Source organism: Clostridium transplantifaecale (genome assembly GCF_900626075.1).
Taxonomy (GTDB): domain Bacteria; phylum Bacillota; class Clostridia; order Lachnospirales; family Lachnospiraceae; genus Otoolea; species Otoolea transplantifaecalis.
Genome location: NZ_UYZY01000002.1, coordinates 373,857 through 398,137 on the forward strand (window position 1 = coordinate 373,857; position 24,281 = coordinate 398,137).

20 protein-coding genes are annotated in these 24,281 nt (G+C 49.3%); 8 read left to right on the top strand and 12 right to left on the bottom strand.

Annotated features, from left to right (window positions below; genetic code table 11):
• Positions 1–212 precede the first annotated feature (212 nt).
• Positions 213–1,736 carry a helix-turn-helix transcriptional regulator gene (locus tag EJL91_RS07420; protein ID WP_125141326.1) on the bottom strand — a complete coding sequence of 508 codons (1,524 nt, stop codon included), beginning with the start codon at positions 1,734–1,736 and terminating at the stop codon, positions 213–215.
• A 279-nt stretch (positions 1,737–2,015) separates the two neighbouring features.
• On the opposite strand from EJL91_RS07420, the gene EJL91_RS07425 reads away from it, so the two are divergent.
• The 4 genes from EJL91_RS07425 (at position 2,016) to EJL91_RS07440 (ending at position 7,182) form a co-directional block, all read left to right on the top strand.
• Positions 2,016–2,687: a flavin reductase family protein gene (locus EJL91_RS07425; protein ID WP_125141327.1), complete on the top strand. Its 672-nt coding sequence runs from the start codon at positions 2,016–2,018 to the stop codon at positions 2,685–2,687.
• A gap of 66 nt (positions 2,688–2,753) precedes the next feature.
• Positions 2,754–4,406 carry an amidohydrolase gene (locus EJL91_RS07430; protein WP_164516777.1) on the top strand — a complete coding sequence of 551 codons (1,653 nt, stop codon included), beginning with the start codon at positions 2,754–2,756 and terminating at the stop codon, positions 4,404–4,406.
• A 17-nt stretch (positions 4,407–4,423) separates the two neighbouring features.
• Positions 4,424–5,824: an MFS transporter gene (locus EJL91_RS07435; protein WP_125141329.1), complete on the top strand. Its 1,401-nt coding sequence runs from the start codon at positions 4,424–4,426 to the stop codon at positions 5,822–5,824.
• A 23-nt stretch (positions 5,825–5,847) separates the two neighbouring features.
• On the top strand, positions 5,848–7,182 hold the full coding sequence (locus tag EJL91_RS07440; protein ID WP_243125267.1) for an MATE family efflux transporter: 1,335 nt from the start codon (positions 5,848–5,850) through the stop codon (positions 7,180–7,182).
• A 50-nt stretch (positions 7,183–7,232) separates the two neighbouring features.
• Here the strand turns inward: EJL91_RS07440 and EJL91_RS07445 are convergent, their stop codons facing one another.
• Both EJL91_RS07445 and EJL91_RS07450 read right to left on the bottom strand, forming a co-directional pair.
• On the bottom strand, positions 7,233–8,201 hold the full coding sequence (locus tag EJL91_RS07445; RefSeq protein ID WP_125141330.1) for a 2-hydroxyacid dehydrogenase: 969 nt from the start codon (positions 8,199–8,201) through the stop codon (positions 7,233–7,235).
• An 18-nt stretch (positions 8,202–8,219) separates the two neighbouring features.
• Positions 8,220–9,224, bottom strand: coding sequence for a beta/alpha barrel domain-containing protein (locus EJL91_RS07450; RefSeq protein ID WP_125141331.1), 1,005 nt, complete (start codon positions 9,222–9,224; stop codon positions 8,220–8,222).
• A 142-nt stretch (positions 9,225–9,366) separates the two neighbouring features.
• Between EJL91_RS07450 and EJL91_RS07455 the strand changes: the two genes are divergently transcribed.
• On the top strand, positions 9,367–10,332 hold the full coding sequence (locus tag EJL91_RS07455; protein WP_125141332.1) for a LysR family transcriptional regulator: 966 nt from the start codon (positions 9,367–9,369) through the stop codon (positions 10,330–10,332).
• 13 nt (positions 10,333–10,345) lie between these two features.
• On the opposite strand, the gene EJL91_RS07460 is transcribed toward EJL91_RS07455, so the two are convergent.
• From EJL91_RS07460 to EJL91_RS07475, 4 genes are all read right to left on the bottom strand, one after another.
• The gene (locus EJL91_RS07460; RefSeq protein WP_125141333.1) at positions 10,346–10,570 is read right to left on the bottom strand and encodes a cobalt ABC transporter substrate-binding protein; all 225 of its coding nucleotides are present in this window, start codon (positions 10,568–10,570) and stop codon (positions 10,346–10,348) included.
• A gap of 6 nt (positions 10,571–10,576) precedes the next feature.
• Positions 10,577–11,944, bottom strand: a complete 1,368-nt coding sequence (locus EJL91_RS07465; protein ID WP_243125268.1) for a TRAP transporter large permease subunit — start codon at positions 11,942–11,944, stop codon at positions 10,577–10,579.
• Between the two features lie 280 nt (positions 11,945–12,224).
• Positions 12,225–13,427 carry a sodium/glutamate symporter gene (gene gltS / locus EJL91_RS07470; protein ID WP_125141335.1) on the bottom strand — a complete coding sequence of 401 codons (1,203 nt, stop codon included), beginning with the start codon at positions 13,425–13,427 and terminating at the stop codon, positions 12,225–12,227.
• A gap of 46 nt (positions 13,428–13,473) precedes the next feature.
• Entirely contained in the window at positions 13,474–14,718 is a 1,245-nt protein-coding gene (locus EJL91_RS07475) for an NAD/NADP octopine/nopaline dehydrogenase family protein (protein WP_341466969.1), read from the bottom strand.
• A 134-nt stretch (positions 14,719–14,852) separates the two neighbouring features.
• Here EJL91_RS07475 and EJL91_RS07480 point away from each other — a divergent pair, with 134 nt between their 5' ends.
• A complete protein-coding gene (locus EJL91_RS07480) occupies positions 14,853–15,752 on the top strand; it encodes a LysR family transcriptional regulator (protein ID WP_125141336.1) in 900 nt (299 codons plus the stop codon).
• Positions 15,753–15,811: 59 nt separating this feature from the next.
• Here EJL91_RS07480 and EJL91_RS07485 read toward each other — a convergent pair whose 3' ends face one another.
• The 3 genes from EJL91_RS07485 to EJL91_RS07495 form a co-directional block, all read right to left on the bottom strand.
• The gene (locus tag EJL91_RS07485) at positions 15,812–17,206 is read right to left on the bottom strand and encodes a sodium/glutamate symporter (protein WP_125141337.1); all 1,395 of its coding nucleotides are present in this window, start codon (positions 17,204–17,206) and stop codon (positions 15,812–15,814) included.
• A 139-nt stretch (positions 17,207–17,345) separates the two neighbouring features.
• Positions 17,346–18,677 carry an MmgE/PrpD family protein gene (locus EJL91_RS07490; protein ID WP_164516778.1) on the bottom strand — a complete coding sequence of 444 codons (1,332 nt, stop codon included), beginning with the start codon at positions 18,675–18,677 and terminating at the stop codon, positions 17,346–17,348.
• A gap of 178 nt (positions 18,678–18,855) precedes the next feature.
• Complete coding sequence (locus tag EJL91_RS07495) at positions 18,856–20,097, bottom strand: NAD/NADP-dependent octopine/nopaline dehydrogenase family protein (protein ID WP_125141339.1); 1,242 nt, start codon at positions 20,095–20,097, stop codon at positions 18,856–18,858.
• A gap of 234 nt (positions 20,098–20,331) precedes the next feature.
• On the opposite strand from EJL91_RS07495, the gene EJL91_RS07500 reads away from it, so the two are divergent.
• Positions 20,332–21,219: a LysR family transcriptional regulator gene (locus EJL91_RS07500; protein ID WP_125141340.1), complete on the top strand. Its 888-nt coding sequence runs from the start codon at positions 20,332–20,334 to the stop codon at positions 21,217–21,219.
• Between the two features lie 113 nt (positions 21,220–21,332).
• Here the strand turns inward: EJL91_RS07500 and EJL91_RS07505 are convergent, their stop codons facing one another.
• The gene (locus EJL91_RS07505) at positions 21,333–22,514 is read right to left on the bottom strand and encodes a Gfo/Idh/MocA family protein (RefSeq protein ID WP_125141341.1); all 1,182 of its coding nucleotides are present in this window, start codon (positions 22,512–22,514) and stop codon (positions 21,333–21,335) included.
• A 262-nt stretch (positions 22,515–22,776) separates the two neighbouring features.
• On the opposite strand from EJL91_RS07505, the gene aroD reads away from it, so the two are divergent.
• Positions 22,777–23,529 (top strand): type I 3-dehydroquinate dehydratase, encoded by a 753-nt coding sequence (aroD, locus tag EJL91_RS07510; protein WP_125141342.1) that lies wholly within the window; start codon positions 22,777–22,779, stop codon positions 23,527–23,529.
• 170 nt (positions 23,530–23,699) lie between these two features.
• On the opposite strand, the gene EJL91_RS07515 is transcribed toward aroD, so the two are convergent.
• A complete protein-coding gene (locus EJL91_RS07515; RefSeq protein ID WP_125141343.1) occupies positions 23,700–24,164 on the bottom strand; it encodes a VOC family protein in 465 nt (154 codons plus the stop codon).
• Between the last annotated feature and the right edge of the window lie 117 nt (positions 24,165–24,281).

Sequence of the window (24,281 nt, forward strand, 5' to 3'; positions counted from 1 at the left end):
ACCGAATTGGAGGAAAAAATTGTCATTTGTTAAACGAGGGGAGACTGCCTGTGGTAAATCCCCCCCCCTTCTTCCCTGTTTCCCTGCCATGAAAACGTCCTTGCCTTCTCCGGAAGCATACCGCTATTTGTTATCAGTATCCTGTTTCACAGCCTGCATGTATTTTCCTTGCAGGATGAACTAACATGGAGGTAAAAGATCAAATACATGTTTTAGGGCAACCTGCTCTCCGGCAAAAGCCGGTAGTTTCCCGGAGATATCCCTGCCTCCTTCTTAAAAACGGCTCCCAGATAGCTGGTGGTCTGGAATCCCGTCTTCTCCGCAATCTGTGCAAGGCTTAAATCACTGCCCCGCAACAGCTTTTTGGCATTTTTAAGCTGAATCTCCCGGCTGTAGCGGACAAAATTCATTCCAAAACGCGCTTTAAAGGCGCGGCTGAAATAGGCCGGACTGTAACCGCATAAATCCGCCACTTCATTTAATCCCGGATTATTCATATAATACTGTTCCAGATAGGCGGCCGCCATATCGAGGGGCGTGCTTTTCGGAACCTCGGACTTTAAACTCCTCGACAGGCCCAGAAGGAACTGGTATGTCTCGGCCTTGACGTCGTTCATTGTATTGGCTTTAAAGATCGCGCCGGTGGCGGACAAGACTTTCGATGAAATATCCACCGCATCCAATCCCATGCCGACGCCGTATCCGGCCAGCTCGGAAAGGATGGAGACCGACAACGACTTTATATAGGAAGAATCCGCGTTCTGCATGGCAAGCCCGGCAAAGATATGGTTGAGTGTCTCCGCACAGAGAGAATCGTCCTGTGTTGTGACCGCAACGATCAAATCCTTTTTTCCCTGTTCCCGGAGGGCAGGCGAACCACCGGCCTTCGATGCTTTCCCCCTCTCGGAGGATGGGCTGTGATAGCGCAGAAGCTGTCCCGGCCCGGCCATAAATGACTGCTCTAGCGCCCGGAAGGACTGCTCATAGGCGCGGCAGAGCAATGCCGGAGCCGCACAAAAGCAGCTCATTCCGATTGAAACGGAATATCCCGTCACCTTTTTAATCTCCGACAGGAGCAGTTCGGCGCACCGGGCGGCGTAATCTTCCGCATCCTCCCCCGTTAAATCACGGCAGTTGAGTAAAACCACCACCTTGTCCGTCCCCATCAGCGTGGCGGACACGGCGCTGTATCCCCGCTCCAGTACCTTTCTGGTGCTGTTGAGCAGGGTTCTCTTAAGCCGGTACCGGTAAACGTTATCCCTCTTCTCGCAAACGGTCCAGAAATCATCGAACACAATGGTAAAGACAATCTGCGGATTTATCTTGATATGCATGGTCTGAAACAGGAAGTCCAGCTCCAGGATACGCTCCGGATGGCCGTATATCATGTCGTTCACATATTCCGAAGCCAGTATATCCTTAAACATCTCCGCAGAAAAGACTGCCCGTCCGTCCGGCACATTAGCCAGGCTGATCAGCCTGAACTCCGGATACAGCGTTTTCATCATCCCGATCTGCTCTGGCGACTCCGCAATAAGGCTTGCCAGGCAGGTATCTCTCTTCTCCCGAATCTCCTTCAAAATGCCCGGCGTAATATGGAGGGCATCAATAAATAACAGACACGGTTCAAAACCGGAAAGAAGTTCTCCGATCTCCCCGGCGCTCTCAGCAAAATATGGATTGAAATGTAAAAAAAACGACATTGACTCTTTTTTGACCGCACATATCACTTTCATAAAAATCCCCCTGCCTCCCTGTATTCCCGCCGTTTTCGTCTTATTACCTTTTCAAACCAAATTAACACAAATGTCAAAAAAACACAATAGCACCGCAAAAAATTGAATTTCAACTTTTTCACCGCTTTACTATAATAAATTTAAGTTAGGCGGCCGCCATACAGCACACATTTATTAGTACACTTTGATCAATACGTTTCCACCTGTACGTTTCCAACAATACATATCGCGAGTGGAATTTTGATTAAATCGTGTTTTATAACCAGAGGAGGATATCAGATGTTTTACGAACCATCAAAAAACAACCATGGATTGCAGAGAAATCCATTTAAATCCTGTTCCGTTCCGCGTGTGATCGGATGGATTTCCACGAAAAACGAGGACGGCAGCGACAATCTCGCGCCATACAGCCAGTTCACCAACCTGACCTTTGATCCGCCGATTGTACTTTTTTCATCTAACCAGAACGTGGTCGGCGACCGGAAAAATACCGTCAAAAACATTGAAAGAACCGGGGAGTTTGTCTACAATATGGTATCCTGGGACTTAAAGGAAGCGATGAACCGCTCTTCTATCTTTGAAGTTCCGGAAGGGGTAAAAGATAAATTTGAATATGCCGGAGTTTCGAAGGTTCCCTCCAACCTGATCGACGTTATGCGGGTGGCGGAATCACCGGTACAGTATGAGTGCCGTTACATGCAGACCATACGGATTCCCGGCAGCGACAACCTGGCGACGGTGGACTGCATCATAGCAGAAGTGATAGGAATCCACATCGCAGATGAATTTTTGCTTCCCAACGGCAAGATTGATATCTGCAGCATCAAACCCGTTGCCCGCCTGGGATATTTTGATTTTACCGTAGTCAATAATTCCTTTGAAATGGCTCCGCCGAAGGTGAGCCCGGAGAAACAGAAATTAGTGGACAAAGGACTGGAAGGAAAAGTGTAACGGACAGATAGAAGACAGATAGAATATTGGTAACAGATGAACCGGGGTTTAAGAAGGAGAATACAAATGAATGGGGCAGACTTAATTATAACAGGTAATTCAGTTTTTACGGCACTGGACGATGTGCCTTTTAAGGGCGGGGTTGCGATAAAGGGAAACCGGATCGCCCGGGTTTTCCAGGGGGAAATTCCGGACGGGCTGGCAGATGAACACACTGAGATACGGGAATATGGGGACAAGCTGATTATGCCGTCCTTTATCGACGCCCATACCCACTTTTCCATGGGCGCCGCCGCATCCAGCAGCCATGTGTGCATGGAGCTGGAGGATTCCTCATCACCGGAAGAATGCGTAAGGATTGCAAAGGAATTCGAGCGGACTCACCCGGATGAAAAGCGGATCATGGGAATCGGCTGGTATACTGCATGGTGGGGTGACATCCCGCTGCCGGACAAGACACTGCTGGACGAGGCATTTCCGGACAAACCTGTCTATCTTCTGTGCGCGGATCTTCACACGGCATGGGTAAACACACTGGCTTTACAGGAACTGGGGATCGATGAAAACACGAAACCGGAGTATGGGGAAGTGCGTCTCGGAGAAAACGGAAAGCCGGACGGCATTCTCTTTGAGATTGACCTAATGCTCCCTATCTTTGCCAAACTGGTGGATTATCCGCTGGAGATTCTGACCGAACTGTTCGGAGCATTTTTGAAGGAAGCCAACGGGTACGGAATTACCTGCTTAAGCGATATCACCGCGGCCAAATTGAACCCGGAATTTATCACCTATATGGATAAGCTGGTTCAGATGGAGGAAAACAACACCTTCACCGCCAGGCTCCATACATACACCAATCTGGGCGTAACGGGAAATTATGAAAAAGAGCTTGAAATGTATTCGAAATACCATACGGAGAAAATCCGGTATGCCGGTTTAAAGCAGGTAATAGACGGTGTCACCTCCACCTACACCGGACTTCTTTTAGAACCATATTCCGACCGTCCGGAAATGACCTGTGAGGCAAATTACCCGAAGGAAACATTCTTAAAATGTACAAAGGCAGCCAACAGCCAGGGGCTCGGCGTCCGCTATCACTGTATCGGGGACAAAGCCGTACAGTGGGCGCTGGACTGTTTCGAGGAGGCCAATCTTTATGCTGATAATGAAGGAAACAGAAAGCGTCTTCCAAATGCAATCGAACACATTGAAAATATCCATACGGACGATATCGGCAGATTTAAAGAGCTGGGCGTTATTGCATCCGTGCAGCCCTACCATGTGACCTTCGACAGCAATGAAAAGGTCAGCCGCATCGGCATGGAACGCTGCCGCTATGAGTGGCCGTTCAGAAGCCTGATTGACAGCGGCGCCAGGCTGGCCCTGGGAACCGACTACCCGGTGGTAGGCCTTAACCCGTTTAAGAATATTTATGCCGCCGTATCCAGGTGCGATGATGAGGGAAATCCTACGTCCGTCAATCCGCAGGAGGCAATCACGCTTACGGAGGCGCTTCAGGGCTACACCAGATGGGCCGCCTGCGCTTACGGAAGAGAGGATGAGCTGGGCACTCTGGAAAAGGGGAAATTTGCGGATATTATTGTCATAGACCGGAATATGTTTGAAATTCCGCAGAAAGATATACAGGATTGTCAGGTGGAACTGACGGTATTTGACGGAGCTGTTATATTTGACAGGGAGAAAAATGGCGTTTGCTAACAGAGGGGGAAATTACTATGGAGGAGAAAAACGGAAAGCTCAGTTTCCGCACTAAATTAAGCTACGGGGTAGCCGCCGCAGGGGACGCGGCAATCTACAATTTTGTCAGCATTTACTTTTTATTCTATCTCACAACGGTTGCAGGGATCGATCCGGCCAAAGCCGGAACCCTGTCTTCACTGTCACTTTTAATTGGGGCCATTGCCACCATATTTGTCGGATACCTGTCCGACAACAGCTCAAACCCACACGGCAGACGCCGCCCCTTTATCCGGATCGGCCTTCCGCTGTTTGCCGTTTCTTTTGTACTGATGCACTCCAGGATGGCAGGGGGCAGCATCCTTTATTACGGTATCTTCGCCACGCTGTTCTGGTCCGCCTATGCCATTTTCTACGTGCCTTATACCGCGCTCGGGGCCGAGATTACCGATGATTATGACGACAGGACGCGTCTTCGGACCTTCGCGGCGGTGGGAAGCTCCGCGGGCAACTACTTTGGCATGGTATTTCCGCTTCTCCTGGTAAGCCTGTTTGGCAGGCTGGGAAAAAGCACCGAAACAAGCTGGAGCATGACGGCCGTGATTATCGTCCTCTTTGCTGCCATTATGATTCTAACCATGCTGCGCGCAACGAGGGGGAAAGAACGCATCACGGAACCGGCGGCCGGCGCTCAGAAACCCGGTATCTTCAAGGATTATCTGAACGCGTTTCAGATTAAACCAATGAAATACCTGATTTTGTCCATCATATTCACCCTGGCTGCTTACACAATCTACTTAAGCAGCGTCGCATTTTTCATTACCTATAACCTGAACCTGCCGGAAAGCTACTCTTCCACTATCTTTTTAGTGGCCTGCATTTTTATCGTTATCTATGCGCCGTTTATCGACAAGGTGGCGACCGCCTGGGGGAAAAAGCAGTCCTTTATCCTCTGTATGGCAGTCACCTCCGTGCTGATGATCGTCATGAATTTCATCGGGATCCGGAGCCACATTATGCTGCTGATTTTTGCCGCAGTCCACACGCTTGGCGCTTCGGTCTACTGGCAGCTTGCCTCTGCCATCCTCTATGACCTGACGGAAGTGATTGAACTCAAATTCAACAAGAGAAGCGAGGGAACGCTTTCCTCTCTCCAGTCTATCTGCCAGCAGGTGGGCACCGCCTTCGGAATGCTCATCATGGGATGGATCCTCAAATTCTCCGGTTTCCAGGAAGGAATGGCCGTACAGTCCGCCGGGGCTCTGTCGGGCGTGCAGTTTTTACTGACTATCGTTCCGGCCGCGGGCTATCTGATCGCTGCGGCAATGATGTTTCTGTTCCCTCTCACGAAAAAACGGTATGAACTGGTTCAGAAAGCAATTGAAGAAAAAAATCAGACCGGACAATACTCTCTGGACGGACTGGAGCAGATTGTCTGATTTGATAAAAAGGGAGTCATTCATTGAATTTATTAAAGCAGTACCTCAAATTTGTCATTCCGTCCATCGTGTCGATGTGGGTGTTTTCTCTCTACACGATGGCCGACGGGGTGTTTGTAGCAAAAGGGGTGGGGGAGACGGCCCTGGCTGCCGTCAACCTGTCCATGCCCCTGACCAGCATGATCTTTGCCCTGGGACTGACCTTTGCCACCGGAACCTCGGTTCTGGTCTCCATCTGCATGGGGAAGGGCGATATGGATCGGGCTAACGGGCTGTTCAGCCAGAATATTGTAACAATGGCGGTTCTCGGAATAACGCTCACTGTCCTAATCCGGATGAACCTGAAATCCATAGCGCTGTTTCTCGGCGCGACGCCGGACACGCTCGGTTACGTCAAAGAATATACAGGGATTATTGCGCTGTTTGCCGTCTTTTTTATGGTCTCCTACAATCTGGAAGTGCTTGTAAAAGCGGACGGCGCTCCGCAGCTCTCCACAATAGGCGTAATGAGCTGCGCCCTGATGAATATAATTCTGGACTATGTTTTTGTCATGCACTTTCACTGGGGTGTGTGGGGAGCGGCTCTTGCCACGGGCCTCGCACAGGTGACGAGTACATCCATCTTTCTGCTGTACTTTTTGAAAAAATCACGTCACCTGCACTTTACAAAATTCCGGTTCCGGTTTTCCATCTATAAAAAACTTCTGCCGCTGGGAATCGGAGAAGGGATTTCCGATTTGTCCAGCGGCATCGTGGTTTTTCTTTTTAACCAGGTTATTCTCTCTGCGATAGGGGAGTTCGCTCTGGTCAGTTATACGGTCATTTCCTACTTAAACACCCTCGTACTGATGACAATGACCGGAACCAGCCAGGGAATCCAGCCGCTTTTGGGCTTTCATCACGGGCGGGGAGAAAACGGCGTCTGCCGTTCCCTGCTAAAATACGGAATTTGTACCGCGCTGATCTGCGGCGTCGCCGCATTTACCGTTATTTCGGCGGCTGCGCCGGGAATCGCCGGCTTTTTTATTAATGAAGACCGGGATTTGAACCTTTACGAATATACGGTCCGGGTAATGCGGATTTATTCGCCCGCATTTCTCCTCATCGGCTTCAATGTGGTCGCTGCCGGGTTTTTTGCGGCCGTCGAACGGCCGGTCTTTGCCATGACCATCTCACTGGGCAGGGGATTATTCCTGATTACGGTCTGCCTTGTGCTTCTTCCATGGCTTGTGGGGGAACCCGGCGTCTGGCTGGCGGCCGCTGCCTCGGAGGGCGTCTGCCTTCTGCTCACACTGCTGCTGGCAGCTAAGTATAAGAAACAGGCCGTTCCGGGATGCGGACTGGCGGCGGTTCCGTGAAACAACGAAAAGCACGCTCCGCGAACATTTAATTGCCACTCAATTAAAGGCTAACTGGGCAAATATTTCTGGTTGACCACATGCTCTAAGAGTTTTCCGGCTGCAAAATCCGTGATGTCCTTTACCAGCATGGGAATAATCATATCGCTGATATCCGCGGTTCCGCCACCTATGTGGGGTGTTACTATGATATCAGGAAGAGCCAGAAGTTCGTCATCCGCTTTCAGCGGCTCATTCTCCACACCATCCAGTCCAGCGCCTGAAAGTTTTCCGGCTTTTACGGCTCCGGCCAGGGCGTGATCGTCTACCAGCCCTCCGCGGGCCGTATTAATGAGAATCGCTCCGTCTTTCATCCGGGCCAACTCCGCTGCACCGATCAGGTGATGTGTCTCTTCACTCAGGGGAATATGAAGAGACACAATATCAGAGGTCTCCAGCAAAGTTTTAAAGTCTACGTAGTGCATTCCATACTTCTCCTCCTGTTCATATGTCAGCCGGAATGGATCGTAATACTGGACTTTTGCACCAAATGCCTGTACTCCGGCCGCCGTCCGGCGGCCGATATTACCGGCTCCCACAATTCCTACAGTCTTGTGGTTCAGGCAAAAAGAACTGTTCATAAACGTATTCTTGCTCCACATACCACTTTTTAAGCTCTCCGTGTGGCATAGAAGTTTTCTTCCTACCGCCATCATCAGCATCACAGCCAATTCTGAAACAGCCGGCGCATTGGCCCCGGGAGTATTGGTGACCACCACCCCTCTTTCTCCCGCCGCTTCAATATCGACCGAATCAAATCCAGCTCCCCAGCGGAGAATCATCTTCAAATTCCTGTTTTTTTCTATTACATCCCGCGGGGCTTTAAAAATGCGTAATATAATAATTTCCGCATCTGTCATTGCTTCATAAGCTTCCGCCGTATCCACCGGTATTAATTCAAAATCTTTTTCCGAAAGAAGTTTTCTGAGTTTTTCAAATGTATGTTCAGGGTAATTTCCTGCTAATACTACTCTTGTCATTTCTGTCACCCCATTCCATTATCTCATTTGTTCTGCCGTCTCTGCAATCAAAGCCCCGGAAGGACTTTTACGGTCAATGGCGGATACCTCGGTAATCAGTTTGAACAAATTCACCTGTTTTTCCTCTGCCGTCTTTTTAAAGGTTTTCACAAAGCTGGAATGACAGCCGGAAAGGCCCAGCGTCAAGTCGAGCGGCGTCACAGGATTATGGTAATGAAACTCTTTCATGGCCGGCTGAAGGCGGCTTTCAATAAAGTCCAGCATACCGAATAAATCAATTTCCTTCATCTCGCCGATCCGATGCATCAGAGCAACACAAATTTCCGTCGCCAGATTTCCAGCACTTCTGGCCATTCCCATCAAGCCACAGTCCAAAATGTCAGCTCCGTTCCGATAGGCCGCCAGGGCATTGGCTGCGGACAGACCAAGATTGTTGTGGCAGTGGAAGGCAACCGGAATAGATACCGCATTATGGAGTTTTTCCGTATAGGCCGCAACCTGGTCCGGCAGCATGGTTCCCGCCGAATCCATAATCGTAATCTGGTCAAGGCCTGCATTTTCCAGCATTTTTCCCTCTTCCGCCAACTCCTCCGGCGTCAGCAGATAGGCTTTCATTGCGGAATAGTACGCTTTTATCCCTCTCTTTTTAATTGCGTTGAGAGCGTCAAGTGCGATGGCGCCGTCACCGGCATCTGCCCCTACCCTCAAAAATCCGAGGCTATAATCCTTTGCCAGATCAATGTATTTTTCCCGGTAGCGTTTTGCGTTTAGAAACATTCCAAGTTCCGCTCCCCGGCCCATATACTTCTTGGCAATCTCCAGATATTCCATATCCGTGAGGGCCTCAGTAAATCCAGCCACCTCGTAGGCCCCAATACCGCCAGCATTGCCAAATTCAATAATCGGCACACCACAGGCTGTCAGGCCGTCCAGCACCATATCCGTAATTTCTGCTGAAAACCCCTTCCCAACCACATTGGCCCCGTCCCGGAGCGTGCAATCCATCAATGTCACTTTACTCATTTTATTTTCCTCATTTCTTCAACTTTTCCTAACAGAAATTTAATTTGTTATTTATTTAAATCATGCTATTCTTTCTTTAACAATTACTTTTTTATTTAGATTCCCATTTCACAATATAAATATTGTCACTGGAGGGTGCAGAATGAACCTTAGGAGTATCGAATACTTTTTACGGACCGTAGAGGAAATGAATATTACAAAAGCGGCAGACCGCCTTTTCATCAGCCAACAGGCCCTGAGCAGCCATATAAGACGCCTTGAAGATGAATATCATGTACGGCTTTTTGAACGGAAACCCTGCCTTCATCTCACACCTGAAGGGGAAGAGATGGCTTTTTACGGAAGACAGCTTTTGGAGGCGGAATCCAAAATGCGGGCGGCCTTCTCCGATATCAGCCAGGACTGCCGCGCTACTTTAAAGGTAGGCATCTCCCGTCTTAGAGGAGATGTCTTCTTTCCTCTGATCTGGAAATTCTATCATCCCTCGCACCCTAATATTTCCATAGAACTGGTAGACGGCAACAGCAAAAAACTGGACGAGCTCCTTCAGGCCGGTAAAATTGATCTCTATGTGGGCATTGATATCCCCTCCAGCCCGAACCAGCAGCGAATTGAACTGGCCGCGGAAAAAATTCAGTGCTGTTTTTCTGAAAAACTATTGAGACAATATTATCCCGACACCTGTGATGAACTCATGACCGGCTTTCAACACGGAGTGGACCTGACGAAAATCATCCGCCTGCCGTTTCTTACGCTCCGCCCCGGTAACCGCCTGAGAAAAGGAGTGGACCAGTTCTTTTCTCATTTTTCAAAGCCCCATCTTATGCTGGAATGCGATCAACAGGGCTTGATATACGAGATGTCGAAAAATGGGGATGGTGCCGGACTGCTGTCTCCCGTCATTTTTTATCAGCACATGCATGACAACAGGGATGACAGCGTTCCTTTTCATGTTTTTCCAATTATCAATGATATTTCATACAACACTTTATATATGGTGTATCGCAGCGATTACCATCTACCGCAATATGCCATGGACTTTATCGGTGATGCCAGCATGGTTTTCCGCAGCTATTCCCGTTCCATCGACCGGCACTTTACAAAGTAGGCCGGGCGCTCTTTCAGTCACCCGACTTCCACTGAAATACGTAGCTCATGACAAAGGCCACGATTGCAGTCACCGAACACATAATACATACGGGAGCCTCCAGATTCGCCTCTGCCCAGACAGTCAGGCTGCCGTTTGCGGTCAGGACTGCTGCCGCTTCCAGCACAACATATGCCGCGGCAAGGGCAAGGGCGGTACACAGGCACGCTATAAAGATACCGTTCAATATTTTTTTCATTTCTCATTACCCTCCTATTATCGGCAATATTCCCATGGCGACGAGCACTCCCACAAGTACGACCGGTATGACATAGTGGAATATCAAAGGCTTGAACATCACGCTAACATCCTCCACACCGGCAATACTGCTGGATACGAAGATGGGCGAAGACATAGGCGGTGAAGCTCCCTCCGTGGAAGCAAAAATCAGGAATGCCACGATTGCAGTCACTGGAGATACCCCTACCGCCACCATGGCAGAATATGCGACAGGACCAAGGCTGACCGTTGTGGATGTTGCATTAAGCGGGCCGGCTACCAGAGCGACAACAAAGCCGATAATTAAAATCATAATTACTTTTGGTAATTCCATGGCCGAAAGGAGGGTCGTCAAATCGTCTCCGAAACCGGTTGTCGTGAGAGCATTGCTGCCCGCCATCGCAAACAGTGAGACCGCGCCGCAGGAACAGCAGGTCTTTGCAGTGGAACCGAGGAGTTTACCAAAACCCTCTGCCGTTTTCGGGAGGAGCTTGCGCCCCTCTATCAGACAAATGAACATAATCAGCACTGGTACCCAGATAATGATATTCATGGCGCTGACACCGTCCTCGCCAAATGTGGCTTTCTTCTCCATCATCTTTCCTACCGGTCCGGTAATAACAACCAGTGGAATAATGATGCCTAAAAACATAGTCAGAGAAGTCCCTCCCTCCTTAAGCGCCCTGCCCAAACCTACTATATGATCTGCGGACACTGCAGGAATATGGTGACGGCCTACATAATAACGGGTCAGGAGAAGACGGTAAACCAGGGTCCACAGGCCTCCGCACATCAGGGCCAGGTAGAGATCGCCTGCTTCCACCGTTCCGGCTACTACCGGCAGCCCCAGCATCAGGAACATGGAGGAGGAGGGAGGAATGCAGATTCCCAGTCCCGCATTTCCCGTATTCATCGTAGCCGCCACACTTTTTGGCCATCCGGATTCCGTCATCCAGGGAATTGTGATAGACCCCACCGTTGCAGCATTGGCGCTGCTGGCGCCGGATACCATGCCGAACATGGCGCTGGCACAGGCCGATACATAGGCAGGGCCTCCCCTGAACCGTCCCAAAATTGAGTTTAAAATATTGACAAGTCTTGTGATAATTCCGGTCTGCATCATAATAGACGCCATTACCGTAAATAAAATGATTGCTGCCATAACATCCTGTTTCAGAGCCTTGTTTAAACTGGTTATAAAGGTCTGGGGGATTTGTGTGACTCCGTTAAAGGCACAGACAATAATAAGTCCCAGAAGCATAGCCTCCGCAATACTCCGCTTCAGCAGCAGATACCAGACCATAACAAATATGATGTAAACAGCAAAAGCGATAATACCAATACCGATTTCCAATCTACTTTCCACTCCTTCCATTCATTGCAGGATTATCTAATAACCAGACAGCGCTTATTCATAATTATGTAAAAATCCCGTACTCTTTTGATAGGCTTATCATATCATTGCAGACCATCGGAGTCTAACAGGATAATTTTCTCAAACCCACAACATAAATTTTGTGGCAAAGAAAGCGGCAGCACATAAAAGACGGTAAAAGGCACACATGGTGCGCTTATTACCGTCTTTTATTAAGAGTCACAGCTCCGGGATAGGGACTGTACCTTTTTATAAATCTTTAAGCCAGAAAATTCATAAACGTAGTGAGCAGAAGCCCGTTAACCACATCGATAATTACAGAGCCCACACCCGGGACTACGAAGAATGCCGTATCCGAGGGTCCCCATCGTTTTGTAAATGCCTGCATGTTGGAAACTCCGTTGGGCATAGCTCCAAGGCCGAAGCCGCAGCATCCCGTTACCATCACGGCGGCATCGTAATCTCTGCCCAGAATATAGTAACCGGCAAATACCATGAACAGTGCAATAAACGCCACCTGGGTAGCCAGAGTCACAATCATCGGAAGCGCCAGGGCTGCCAGCTGCCAGAGTTTTAAGGACATCAGCGCCATTGACACGAATATGGTAAGGCTGATATTGCCGATACAGTCAATCTCCGCGAGGGGCGTTTCAAATTTACCTGTATAAGCGCTGATATTGCGGAGCACGACTCCCATCAGCATACCGCCCACATAGGAAGGGAAGGTAATGCCTACCATCTTAAGCAGGATATAAATAATTGTGCCGATTCCCATTGAGATGACAATCTGATTCGTGGCATGAAACATGTTTCCGGCGCTTAACGGCGTCTCCTGCTTTGTCTCTGCCGCTCCCTCATTCTGTTCCCCTTTCCGGGCCGATGCGACGGCCTCCAGACGGTGTTTTCTCACAAGGATGTTACCCACCGGGCCGCCGATTAAACCGCCCGATACAAGCCCGAAGGTTGCGGCCGCCATGCCTACCGTCATTGCTCCGTCACAGCCGTAAAGCTCTTCAAACAACGGTGCAAAGGAACCGGCGGTTCCATGGCCGCCCGTCATAGCTGCGGAACCGGTGCACAGTCCCAGAAGCGGGTGAAGCCCGAACAGCTTCGCATATCCGACGCCGATAATATTCTGGAATATAACAAGCAGGAAAACGATGATTGTAAATTGAATTCCCCTTTTTCCATACTTCTTCAGCACCTTCAGATCACATGTAAAGCCAACCGCGGTGAAAAATACGGTCATAAAAACATTTTGCAGCGTCGTGTCCAGTTCGAGGACACACACTCCGGAACTGTAGCCCGCCAGCATCAGAAGCGAAAAGATAATGCCGCCGACCACCGGATCGGGAATGCACAGCCGCTCCAGGCATTTAACGTATTTTTTTACAAATCTTCCTATAAAAAGGACAACTACCGCGACCGCCAGCGTTTGGATGATATCCAGTTCAATTACCATAAATTTTTCCCCCTGCCCCATTTTCTTGTGTGCCGATTTCCTTTAATCAGCGTTCATAAATCCCCTCGTTCAAATAATTTAAAAGCTCTGTCCTGGACATATGATCGATTCCAAGATATGCAAGATTATACCTGCTTGTCTCGAAGAAATTCTTCTTGTGCATCGCGCCCGCCAGAGTAATCATGGAATCAATCACCGGGGTCGGCACATCGTACTGGACTCCCAAATCATGGTAAATCTTGCAGCCGACCGGCACATCCTCCGTCAGATACCTGTGATTGATGCTGTTAGGGCCTGTATTTCCTTCGTCGGATGGTTTATCTAACGGAAATACGACGTTATCTTTTCCGTCTTTATCAAGACCCATGTATTCCTGCGTCAGTACGCTGCGGCGGGAGAAGAAAGACTCATACGCATATTCCGGCGTCCCGACTCCAATGGCCTTTGCCAGCGCTTTCTCCTCCTCAAAGAACTGGTACTGTACCTCGCAGATGGACGGACACAGCCCGTGACAGTACATGGAATAACTGTTTTTATCATATCCCCCGAAGATGACGCCCCAGTTTTCCATCGTCGATACGCCCAGAACCGTTGCCGGAACATGGATAACGGGATTGATATTGGCAAATCCGGTATCCAGTACGGTAATGCCCGCCTCCGGCCCGTTGCCGTATGTCACGGCGTCAATACAGGGCAGATACTTGGATGATTCCATAAAAGCGTCAATATCGGACATTGGCAGAGAGGCTCCGCGCAGTGTAATTGCGCGGTATTTTACGCCCACATGGGGAAAAACAAATTTGCCTACCGTCTCGATACGAGTTCCATAGGGAGCGGAGGACCATCCGCCGATAATTACCTTCTTTGTGCAGCCCATCTCACGCATCAGGCGGCGCAGTATCAAAGTGCCGTAATTGTCGGTGAATATATGTACCACCTGGCCGTCCTCGAGAAGAGGCACGAGTTCACGGAAAAACGGCTCATGGGCAAAAGCCGGAACCGCGACTACAATCAGGCCGGCTCCCTTTACCACCTTCTCCATATCGCTGCTCACCAAATCCAGATAAGCTCTTCCCGAGCGCTCGAAGCAGTACAGGTTGCGCTGCACGCCGTCCAGAAGAATTCCCGTTTTGTCCAGATTTGCCAGTGTGTTTTCGGCAAACGGCATCATGTCAAAGAGGCGGACCTCCCGCCCGGCCAGCTTCATGTCGGCGGCACAAGTCTTGCCTACGGCCCCGCCTCCCAAAACGGCAATCGGCATATCCTTCAAATACTCCATGTCTCCCATCATCTTAAATACCCTCCTGAGTTCTAAATAGTGTATAAACTGTAATCTGTTTACACGCTAATTCTAATATGGTAGTATATATTTGTCCAACGATGGTTTTTGATGTCAATTATCAAATAATTTGATATGGGAGTCTTATGAATATACGAGTCTTACAGACCTTTATCCGGGTGGTTGAGCTGAAAAGCTTTACAAGAGCTGCCTGCGAACTGAATTATGTGCAGTCTACCGTTACCATGCAGATCCAGCAATTGGAAAAGGAACTGGGTTTTCCTCTCTTTGACCGAATCGGTAAAAAGATTTCCCTGACTGCCTACGGTGAAAATTTTTATGCCTATGCCAATAACATCCTGCAGACGATGATGCAGGTTAATAATCTGGGGAAAAAACCGGAAGAAATGAGCGGCAGCCTGCGGATCGGGATACTGGAATCCCTGCTTTCCGCCGCTACGCTTCATATTTTTCCGCGCTTTCAAGAACGCTATAAGAATATCGAGATTCAATTAAAAATAGGGCAGCTGTCCGATCTCAGGACTCTGCTTAAACAGGGACAGTTAGACATGATTTATATTTCCGGGGAGCTTAATACGGATCCCGATCTGCACTGCGGTTATAAACGGAAGGAAAACCTGATTTTTGTCACGGCCCCTGAGCACGAACTGGCTCAAAAATCCGGCGTCACTCTGGAGGAACTGCTGACATATCCTTTTGTCGTGACCGAACTGTCGGGCACCTGCTACGGAAAACTGAGCCGTCTGGCCTTTTCTCACGGCCTGATGCTGAAACACACGTTGATCGTGGACAGCACGGCCGCAATCGGGGAACTGATCAGCACTGGAATCGGCGCTGCCTTCCTGCCCGAGTATTCGGTGATGGAAATGCTCCAGCAGAACCGACTGGCAAAAGTGAACGCAGATGTCCCGCCTCAGACCTATTACAGCCAGGTGCTTTACTGTAGGGATAAGTGGCTTCCTCCCTTTATGGAGGAGTGGATTACCCTGATCAGGGAGTTCCGCCCCGAGCGCCTGGAGGTATGACAGGACAAACGAACCGTGCATGCGTCTTTTTCAAAGCATGCACGGTTCTGTATTACGGCCTATCTTACCGCTTTTATCCCGAGCGCTTCCGCTTCTCCGGGCCTTAAGTCTCCTGCTTTTCCTTTAAATATTCCGTACTTTTTCACACAGATACCCATCAGAATCAGAAATACAATAAAGCAGGCTCCTCCCGCCAGCATGCCATAGCCTTTGACAATAATAGTAGGCAGGACGGCAATCAGGCCAATCTCAATAAAGGACATAAACACATAAGCCATGCCGTAATCTTCCAGTGTTTTACTCTTGAACTCCGGATCCACGATCCGAAGCAGCGTAACGCCGATGGCAACAACGCCCGTAGACCATCCGAATATGAAAATCCCCCTCTCAAACCAGTAATTATGAAACAGCTTGCGTGATATTACCACAAGGTAGAAGACCACGGAGGCAATTCCCACCACTGTCATTAACAGGATCGGATAAAGATATTTGAGTACAACGGATATCTTAATTGAGGCAATGCCGAATGCCACGAGATAATCGGTAGCCGAGCTTCCAATACGGGTTACCACGTTCTTATCCACATACTTTGTAAGTTTCAATGCCTTCAGAATCATCTGGAGGATTACTCCGCAGATCATGGAAACGGAAAACATCGGGACGCTGAGTGACGGGAACAGGCCCTGGAGCCAGTTTGTGAGATAATAACCGGCGCAGGTGGCAATCAGGACCAGCATCAGGTGCCAGGTCAGAGGATCCAGCGTCATCGGGCTGACTGTATTGCGGCCCATGGACTCCTGCTCCTTCGGCGGCATCATACCGGTTCTCATCCCTTCCGGCAGCTCCGCCATGGTCTTGATAAAACGGGTGGCTTTTACGCGGGTGCCGATGTTAATTGCGATAACGCCGCCGATTACCCCGATCAGCAGCCCAACGGTGGCAAACGTCTGTCCGATTGGGAGTGCCTCGTCCCAGTTTAGCAGTTCTTTAAACGAACCGCCGAATGCTGCCGCCGTTCCGTGGCCTCCCATAAATCCTCCCGGCATCAGAATTGCAAATGCCTCGGGAACCTGGGGGAACAGCACCATCAAAAGCCCTCCTCCGAGCAGCAGCGCAGCGGCATACTGTCCAAAGTACACGCCTGAATTCAACAGAAATGTATCCCCCACCTCGTCCATGGTCTGTTTAAAGGAGCCTCCCCCTTCATTTCCGATAAAGAGAGACGCAAATAAAAATACAACCAGGAGATAAGCATAGGAACTGATAGCGGATGAAAACGGCAGAACATTTAAAAACTGGGGTCCGAGAAACAGGCCGAGGAATCCGGCCACAAGGGATGACGGAAGCAGAAGCTTCTGGAAAATAGTGACTTTCGCCCTTAAAAACTGGGCGACAAACAACAAAATCGACATAATGGCAAAATCCATCAATACATCATAGGGGCTTAAACTCATAGCGCTTCTCCTCACATTATAAATGATATCGGCTCACTGTTTGTGTGAACCGTTTCAATATTGACACGAGGGGAATCTTTTATGGCTGTGCGGCAGTTTCATTCCTGCCGCGCAGCGTATATCTGTTATTTACCTTCTATTACACTCCAAGCATTTGATTAATCCCTGCAACCTGGCTGCGCAGCGGCGCATCCAAATCGGCGGAGAGGCGGCGGATGAGCTCCGTCTGATCTTCCGGTTTCAGCATCGGTCCCGTAATCCTCATAAATTTATCCGTGATCCATTTCAGATCCACATGATCCGTATGCTCTCCCGGAGCCTCATACACCCTGGAACGGTATTCGCATCCGTCCTTCAGTTTTATACTCACCCATGCAAGACGTTTTGCCGGAAACTGTCTGTCTATTTCCTCATCCACACTGAACTTCAGGCGTTTCATCATATCCAGGACTTTCGGATTACCCAGTCCGCTTTCGTGCACCTGTTTAAAACCGACGTCTCCAAATACAAGCGCGGATGCCACCGGCCATGCGATATTGTACTGGGCCTCATCAGCAGACTCCGGAATCTTCTTGCTCAGTCTCGCTGCCGAGTCAAATGTATGCACCTCCACCAATTCCACGTCCTCACCGTCAAAACCATGTTCTTCCATTAAATCCACGCAGGCCGCAATCGGCTGGTGAGCCCAGCGGCAGCATGTGTATGGCTTAAAATACAAATTCATGATTTCATAGTCCGAACCCAGGGTCTCCGTCAGGCCGCGGTATTCCGGCATTTCCAGGATATTTCCCACACCGCTGCTTCCGGCAAGCGTTTCAAGCACGGCCGTCATTCCGACAAGTGAGCCGAAGGGGACACCGTCTTTATTCATGGAAGGATATTCGACCGAACGCATCACCGGCGTCATCGGCGCGTGAAAATCTGCGATAGACAGAGCATTGTTAAGCTGCGCTCTGCCAAGTCCCAGGATTCTTCCTGCTCCGGCCGCAGTCCCATAGGCGCCGTAAGCGCCCGTGCTGTGCAGATAACCGTAATGGTTCTGCATGGCCTTCGCCCAGCGGATTGACGTCTCATAGGCCGTCACAAGCACCGTAAGATACTCTCTGTAAGAAATGTCCTTCTCCAGTCCGGCTGCGAGAATTCCGGCCACAAAAGAGGTTCCCGGATGACCTTTTATCATATTATGTCCGTCGTCAATATCAAAGGAATTCGACGCGTGTGACATGGCAATCGTTGCACCCAGAAGGTTATACTTTTCCGCTGTCCCAACCGCCGCGGTCTCTCCCAATGCCCCTATCTTCTTTGCCAGACGGGTTCCGGCGGCAAACTGTCCGCCCCGGCTCCCTATAATGAGAGCCATCATCAGATCGATTCCGCACACGATGGCCCGCTCCCTGATATCGTCGGGAAATGAATCCCACTTTGTGTTTAATATATAATCCTCGACTCGATAATCAACAGTAAACTCCATAAAAATTCCTCTCAATATGCTGCCGCCCACGGCTTCGTCCTGATAGCCTCCTGCGTGTAACACCCCTGTAACCGCCGGGCAAAGGGCCATGGACAGCGGCAGCTTTTCCGTATCTCTTCCCGGTACGGCATTGCATAAATTACAATTCTATACTGCAATGCTGTCCTGCAATGCTGTCCTAGCGGTTGTAAACGCCCTGGTTGAGATACGCCAGCAGCTCTTCCTTCGGCATATTGTCAATGCCCAGGTAAGCCAGATTATATTTGCTTGTTGCAAAGAAACTCTTCTTGTGCATTGCGCCTGCCAGAACAATCATGGAATCGATGACCGGAGTAGGAACTCCGTACTGGACACCTAAATCATGATAAATCTTACAGCCCACCGGCACATCTTCCGTCAGATAGCGGTGATTGATGTTGTTAGGACCTGTGTTGCCCTCATCGGACGGCTGATCAAGCGGGAAAACCACATTGTCCTTGCCGTCTTTATCAAGTCCCATATATTCCTGGGTCAGCACACTCCGGCGTGAGAAGAAAGAGTCATATGCGTAAGTAGGCGTTCCTACGCCGATTTCTTTTGCCAGCGCTTTTTCTTCCTCAAAAAACTGGTACTGGACTTCACAGATAGACGGGCAGAGGCCATGACAGTACATGGAATATTTGGTCTTATCATATCCGCCGAATATAACGCCCCAGTTCTCCATCGTTGATACTCCGAGAACCGTTGCCGGCACGTGGATAACCGGATTGATATTGGAAAATCCGATATCAAGCACCGTATTTCCGGCCTCCGGGCCATTGCCCTGCGTAACGGCATCGATACATGGAAGGTATTTGGATGACTCCATAAAGTCATCAATGTCCGACATCGGCAGGGATGCCCCGCGCAGTGTGATTGCACGGTATTTTACGCCGACATGAGGAAATACGAATTTTCCGATGGATTCAATACGCGTGCCGTAAGGCGCCGAGGACCAGCCTCCGATAATCACTTTCTTCGTACAGCCCATCTCACGCATCATTCTGCGGAGAATTAAAGAGGCATAGTTATCTGTAAAGATATGTATTACCTGCCCGTCCTCCAGATGAGGAATCAGCTCGCGGAAAAACGGTTCATGTGCAAATGCCGGAGCCGCAACAACAATGAGTCCCGCGCCTTTTACCACTTCTCCCATGTCACTGCTCACCATATCCAGAAAAGCTCTTCCGGAACGCTCGAAACAGTACAGGTTTCTCTGCACGCCGTCCAGGAGAATTCCCGTCTTATCCAGATTTGCCAGAGTATTCTCTGCAAACGGCATCATATCGTAAAGTCTTACCTCGCTTCCGGCCAGCTTCATATCGGCCGCACATGTTTTACCTACCGCACCCCCGCCGAGAACGGCGATTGGCATATCTTTTAAATATTCCATTCTTCCCATAATGCAATCCTTCTTTCACCGTGTTGTTAAAACTACAATTGAATTAACTGCCCGCTCCTGTTATAATCCGAAGTAAATATGATATAATTGGAGCAGCCGATGGTTACCATCTCAGCGCTGAATTTGTAAACATCTTTGATGATTCTGATTATAGTACGGGCATATCGTTTTGTAAAACGAACGATTTAGAATGTATCGTTCGATATTTTCGAATAATAAAAAGGGGGATCCGATATGGAATTAAGAAATATCTCGACGTTTATCCGGGCTGCCGCCCTGGGGAATTTTGCGCGTACCGCAGAGGAACTGGGGTATGCCCCCTCCACGGTGACCACCCAGATCCAGCAGCTTGAGGAAGAATTGGGTTTTCCTCTCTTTGACCGAATCGGGAAACGCGTTTCCCTGACTTCCCTGGGGCAGCAGTTTCTGGCTTATGCAAATGAGATGGACAGCCTGTCGGAAAAAGCAAAATTATTGGGCGTAGAGCCGCATAACATCAGGGGAAACCTGCGCGTCGGAACCCTGGAGTCCCTGTTTTCCGCCGTACTGCTTCCCCTGCTGCCCAAATATTCCAGTGAATTTCCCAATGTGACCCTGGATTTCAAGACGGCGCCGTCCCAGGAACTTTTTTCCATGCTGAAGAGAAATGAGCTGGACATTATCTTTGTTCTGGATCGTAAAATCGTGGAACGTGATTGTATCAGGGCCTACGCCAATCTGGAGAACCTGGTGTTTGTCTGCACCGCCGGACATCCGCTGGCCGGACGGCGGAATGTTCCTTTGAGCGCGCTTCTGGAACAGCCCCTGATACTGACCGAAAAAATCGGCCTTTACAGACATGCCCTGGAGGAGCTGGCGGCATCGCAGAACCTGCTGGTGCAGCCTTATATGGCCATCGACAACACCGGTTTTATCATAACCCTTGTAAAACAGGGCCTGGGGATTTCTTATCTCCCCGAATATGCGGTCCGCTCTTTTGTTGATTCGGGAAAACTCGCGGTCATTCAGGCCGACGTTCCGCCCGTGCGGTTTTTAAGCCAGCTCTTTTACTACAAGAATAAATGGATTTCACCTCAGCTTCAGGGACTTATCTCCCTGATCGCCTCCCGGGCCGACGGATGATAGGCGGACTTTTATTGCCACCAAAAAAAGAGAAGCCCCCACACCGGGTATGAACCGGAGCGAAGCTTCTCTTTTTTGATGAGGGCTGGACCTCATCTCAACGTAAACAAATATTAGAAATCAATCCTGCGTCCTTCTTCAGCGGACTGATAAGCGGCATAAACAACTTTCATCGTCTCATAAGCCAGTGCAAAATCGGAGGATGGAGCCCTGTCATAGGCAATTGTCTCCACGAAATCCTGCAGCTCTCCCATGTAACCGCGGATAATCTCGTCGGATACAAAGGCCTTGTTCCATCCGAGTTTTGCCGGAAGCATCTCGGAAATGGTTACGTCCTCCAGACCGTCCTCATCCAGGAAATAGGTGTTCAGGATATCGGTAGGAGTAATGTTGCACATCAGGGCATTGTCATTGCTGTATACTTCTATGTAATTCTTGGTTCCGCCGAGCACGGTATCACTGGCGATTGTCATGCACTTTGTTCCGTCGGAGAACGTCACTGTTACGGTGCCGAAATCTTCAACGTCCTCAGGACGTGCGGAGATGTGGCGGTGTTCGTCTTCCGTCAGGCATGCGGTAGCAACGCCGCAGTCTGCCGTTACACTCTTAACGGTGATCTTCTCGCCCCGCGCCTCGGCCTCCTGCTGTTTTAACCACAGCATACCGGAAAGCGGATGGCAGCCCGTACGGATTAATGTGCCGCCGCCTGTTCCGTTCCATTTACCGGCAAGCGGGGAACTGGAACCTTTCAGGCTCTCCTCACCCTTCATGAAAAGCACTTTGCTCTTCTTGGCACGCAGAATCTCTGCTGCTTTCTGTACCGGAGTTGCATATACGAAGTTCTCCGCATAGAGAAACTTTTTACCGCATTCGTCCACGACCTTCTTAAGCTCGTCCATCGTGTTCATAACTTCCTCAAACATCTTGGACTTTGGTGTGCTCTTGCCCACGTTCTCTTCACCGCGCTGTCCAAAATATCCGGTCAGAGGTTTTTCACAGATGACGTGCTTTCCGGCCTTTAATGCCTGGATAGCCATGGAGCAGTGAAGGAATGGAGGCGTCACAATATCGATCACATCAATTTCGGGATCCTTTAACATCTCCTCATAGCTGGTGACTGCCTGCTCGTAGCCGTAGCGCTCTTTCACCTTTTCAGCCAGTTCCAGTTTCACGTCGCAGATGGTTTTCAGACGTACCGGGACGCCGCTTACTTTCTCATATCCGTTGCCGTGCAGGTACGCAGCGTAACCTGCCCCTATTGTTCCGATTACAACCGGCTTTACATTCTTTGTCATCTTTACCTCTCCTTTTGCTTTTAATTACTTTGTTCATATCAAGCACTGTTTTATAGTAGTATCATACCGAATAATGAGTAAAATATCCAATTGAACGTTTTCACCAACCCATCTGTTTTATTCATAGATCGGCTTTCACTTTAACGCATTAATTTTTAATAGTTTAACGCAAAAAACTCTTGACTTAAATCGGTTCTGCATTTATACTGTAACCAACATTTAACAGAACCCTTAGTTTTAAATTATTTAGGAGAAAATTGCCATGTCAGAAACCGTAAAAATCAGAAATGTCGTATTCGGAGAAGGAATCCCGAAAATCTGTATCCCGCTTACGGATACAAACTTTGAAGAACTGAAAGAATCCGTTGAAAAAATGAAAAGCGCTCCCTTTGACCTCGTTGAATGGCGTGCCGATTTTTATAAAGATATTGAAGATTATGAATTCCGATTTAAGGCCATGACATATCTCCGCGAACAGTTAGGTGACGCTCCAATCCTCTTTACCATCAGAACGAGTGTGGAAGGAGGCAAACTGGAGATTTCCACCGAGGACTACATAAGCGTTCTCACTTCCGCGGGCCGCAGCGGCCTTGTGGATCTGATCGACGTGGAACTGTCCAGAGGCGACGACACGATGGCCGTCATCCGGGATGCCGCCCATGAATCCGGGGCAAAGATTGTAGGCTCCCTTCATGACTTCTCTTCCACGCCTTCCAAAGACAGGATTGTGCACCATCTCTGCCAGATGCAGCAGCTTGGCGCAGACATTGTTAAATTTGCAGTTACGCCGCAGAGCGCAAGGGATGTCCTGACTCTGCTCGACGCCACCCTGACCATGCACGAGGAGCACAAAGAGACTCCGGTTGTCACCATGTCCATGGGCGGACAGGGCGCGGTAAGCCGTGTGTGCGGCAGCGTCTTCGGCTCCTGCATCACTTTCGGAACCGCCGGTAAATCATCGGCTCCCGGACAGCTTCCGGCCGACCTTCTCTCCACCTTCATCCGCCATATGTAGGCAGAACCCGGAATAGATTCCCGGTCAGCAGCCAAAGTCGGGAATAAAGTATGTATATGGAAAAACCGGAAATTTTATATGAATCATTTCGATTAATTAATTACCAATAGAAAAAAGCAGAGCGCCTTGCCTTACCGGTTATTCGGTAAAGAAAGCGTTCTGCTTTTTATTTATGCCTTAAGAAGCTTTGTCAAATCTTCAACCGAGGCGTCCATTCTCACCGACACTTCCTCCATCGTCATGCCGGAAGCGAGAAAACGGTTAATTACCATTTTCATATCCTCGCCCACTTCAATTATATGGCCGTCCAAATCATAGAATCTGACGACGCGCTGGCCCCAGCCGTGCTCAATCACTTCTCCCAGATATTCAATGTCAGGATACGCTTTGAGTTTCTCCATGAAGCCGTCAAAGTCCGTTTCTTCAAAGCAGATTTCCATATTATTGGAATTCTTCATCACTTTCTCTTTCGGCAGGTTCACAAGCCAGTCAAAATCCTGCTGAAGGGCTAAACCGCAGGTGAACGAAATGTTGATGCCGTAGTCCTGATAAACTTCCAGCCCGAATAAATCTTCGTAAAATTTCCTCGCAGCGTTGACATCCGCCACCGATATAACGATACAGGTATGTTTCATTTGTGTTTTCCTTTCAAAATCCGCTCTTTTGCAGAGTCTCCCGGCGGTGCGGCGCGGATTGTTCTGTTTTTCTTAAAGTATATTGCAGTTTCCGGTCTCTGTCAATTATGGCGGTTA

Bases quoted from the DNA above. Each gene is read 5' to 3' on its own strand.
- EJL91_RS07420 (WP_125141326.1), bottom strand. From the start codon at position 1,736: ATGAAAGTGATATGTGCGGTCAAAAAAGAGTCAATGTCGTTTTTTTTA.
- EJL91_RS07425 (WP_125141327.1), top strand. From the start codon at position 2,016: ATGTTTTACGAACCATCAAAAAACAACCATGGATTGCAGAGAAATCCA.
- EJL91_RS07430 (WP_164516777.1), top strand. From the start codon at position 2,754: ATGAATGGGGCAGACTTAATTATAACAGGTAATTCAGTTTTTACGGCA.
- EJL91_RS07435 (WP_125141329.1), top strand. From the start codon at position 4,424: ATGGAGGAGAAAAACGGAAAGCTCAGTTTCCGCACTAAATTAAGCTAC.
- EJL91_RS07445 (WP_125141330.1), bottom strand. From the start codon at position 8,201: ATGACAAGAGTAGTATTAGCAGGAAATTACCCTGAACATACATTTGAA.
- EJL91_RS07450 (WP_125141331.1), bottom strand. From the start codon at position 9,224: ATGAGTAAAGTGACATTGATGGATTGCACGCTCCGGGACGGGGCCAAT.
- EJL91_RS07455 (WP_125141332.1), top strand. From the start codon at position 9,367: ATGAACCTTAGGAGTATCGAATACTTTTTACGGACCGTAGAGGAAATG.
- EJL91_RS07460 (WP_125141333.1), bottom strand. From the start codon at position 10,570: ATGAAAAAAATATTGAACGGTATCTTTATAGCGTGCCTGTGTACCGCC.
- gltS (WP_125141335.1), bottom strand. From the start codon at position 13,427: ATGGTAATTGAACTGGATATCATCCAAACGCTGGCGGTCGCGGTAGTT.
- EJL91_RS07475 (WP_341466969.1), bottom strand. From the start codon at position 14,718: ATGATGGGAGACATGGAGTATTTGAAGGATATGCCGATTGCCGTTTTG.
- EJL91_RS07480 (WP_125141336.1), top strand. From the start codon at position 14,853: ATGAATATACGAGTCTTACAGACCTTTATCCGGGTGGTTGAGCTGAAA.
- EJL91_RS07485 (WP_125141337.1), bottom strand. From the start codon at position 17,206: ATGAGTTTAAGCCCCTATGATGTATTGATGGATTTTGCCATTATGTCG.
- EJL91_RS07490 (WP_164516778.1), bottom strand. From the start codon at position 18,677: ATGGAGTTTACTGTTGATTATCGAGTCGAGGATTATATATTAAACACA.
- EJL91_RS07495 (WP_125141339.1), bottom strand. From the start codon at position 20,097: ATGGGAAGAATGGAATATTTAAAAGATATGCCAATCGCCGTTCTCGGC.
- EJL91_RS07500 (WP_125141340.1), top strand. From the start codon at position 20,332: ATGGAATTAAGAAATATCTCGACGTTTATCCGGGCTGCCGCCCTGGGG.
- EJL91_RS07505 (WP_125141341.1), bottom strand. From the start codon at position 22,514: ATGACAAAGAATGTAAAGCCGGTTGTAATCGGAACAATAGGGGCAGGT.
- aroD (WP_125141342.1), top strand. From the start codon at position 22,777: ATGTCAGAAACCGTAAAAATCAGAAATGTCGTATTCGGAGAAGGAATC.
- EJL91_RS07515 (WP_125141343.1), bottom strand. From the start codon at position 24,164: ATGAAACATACCTGTATCGTTATATCGGTGGCGGATGTCAACGCTGCG.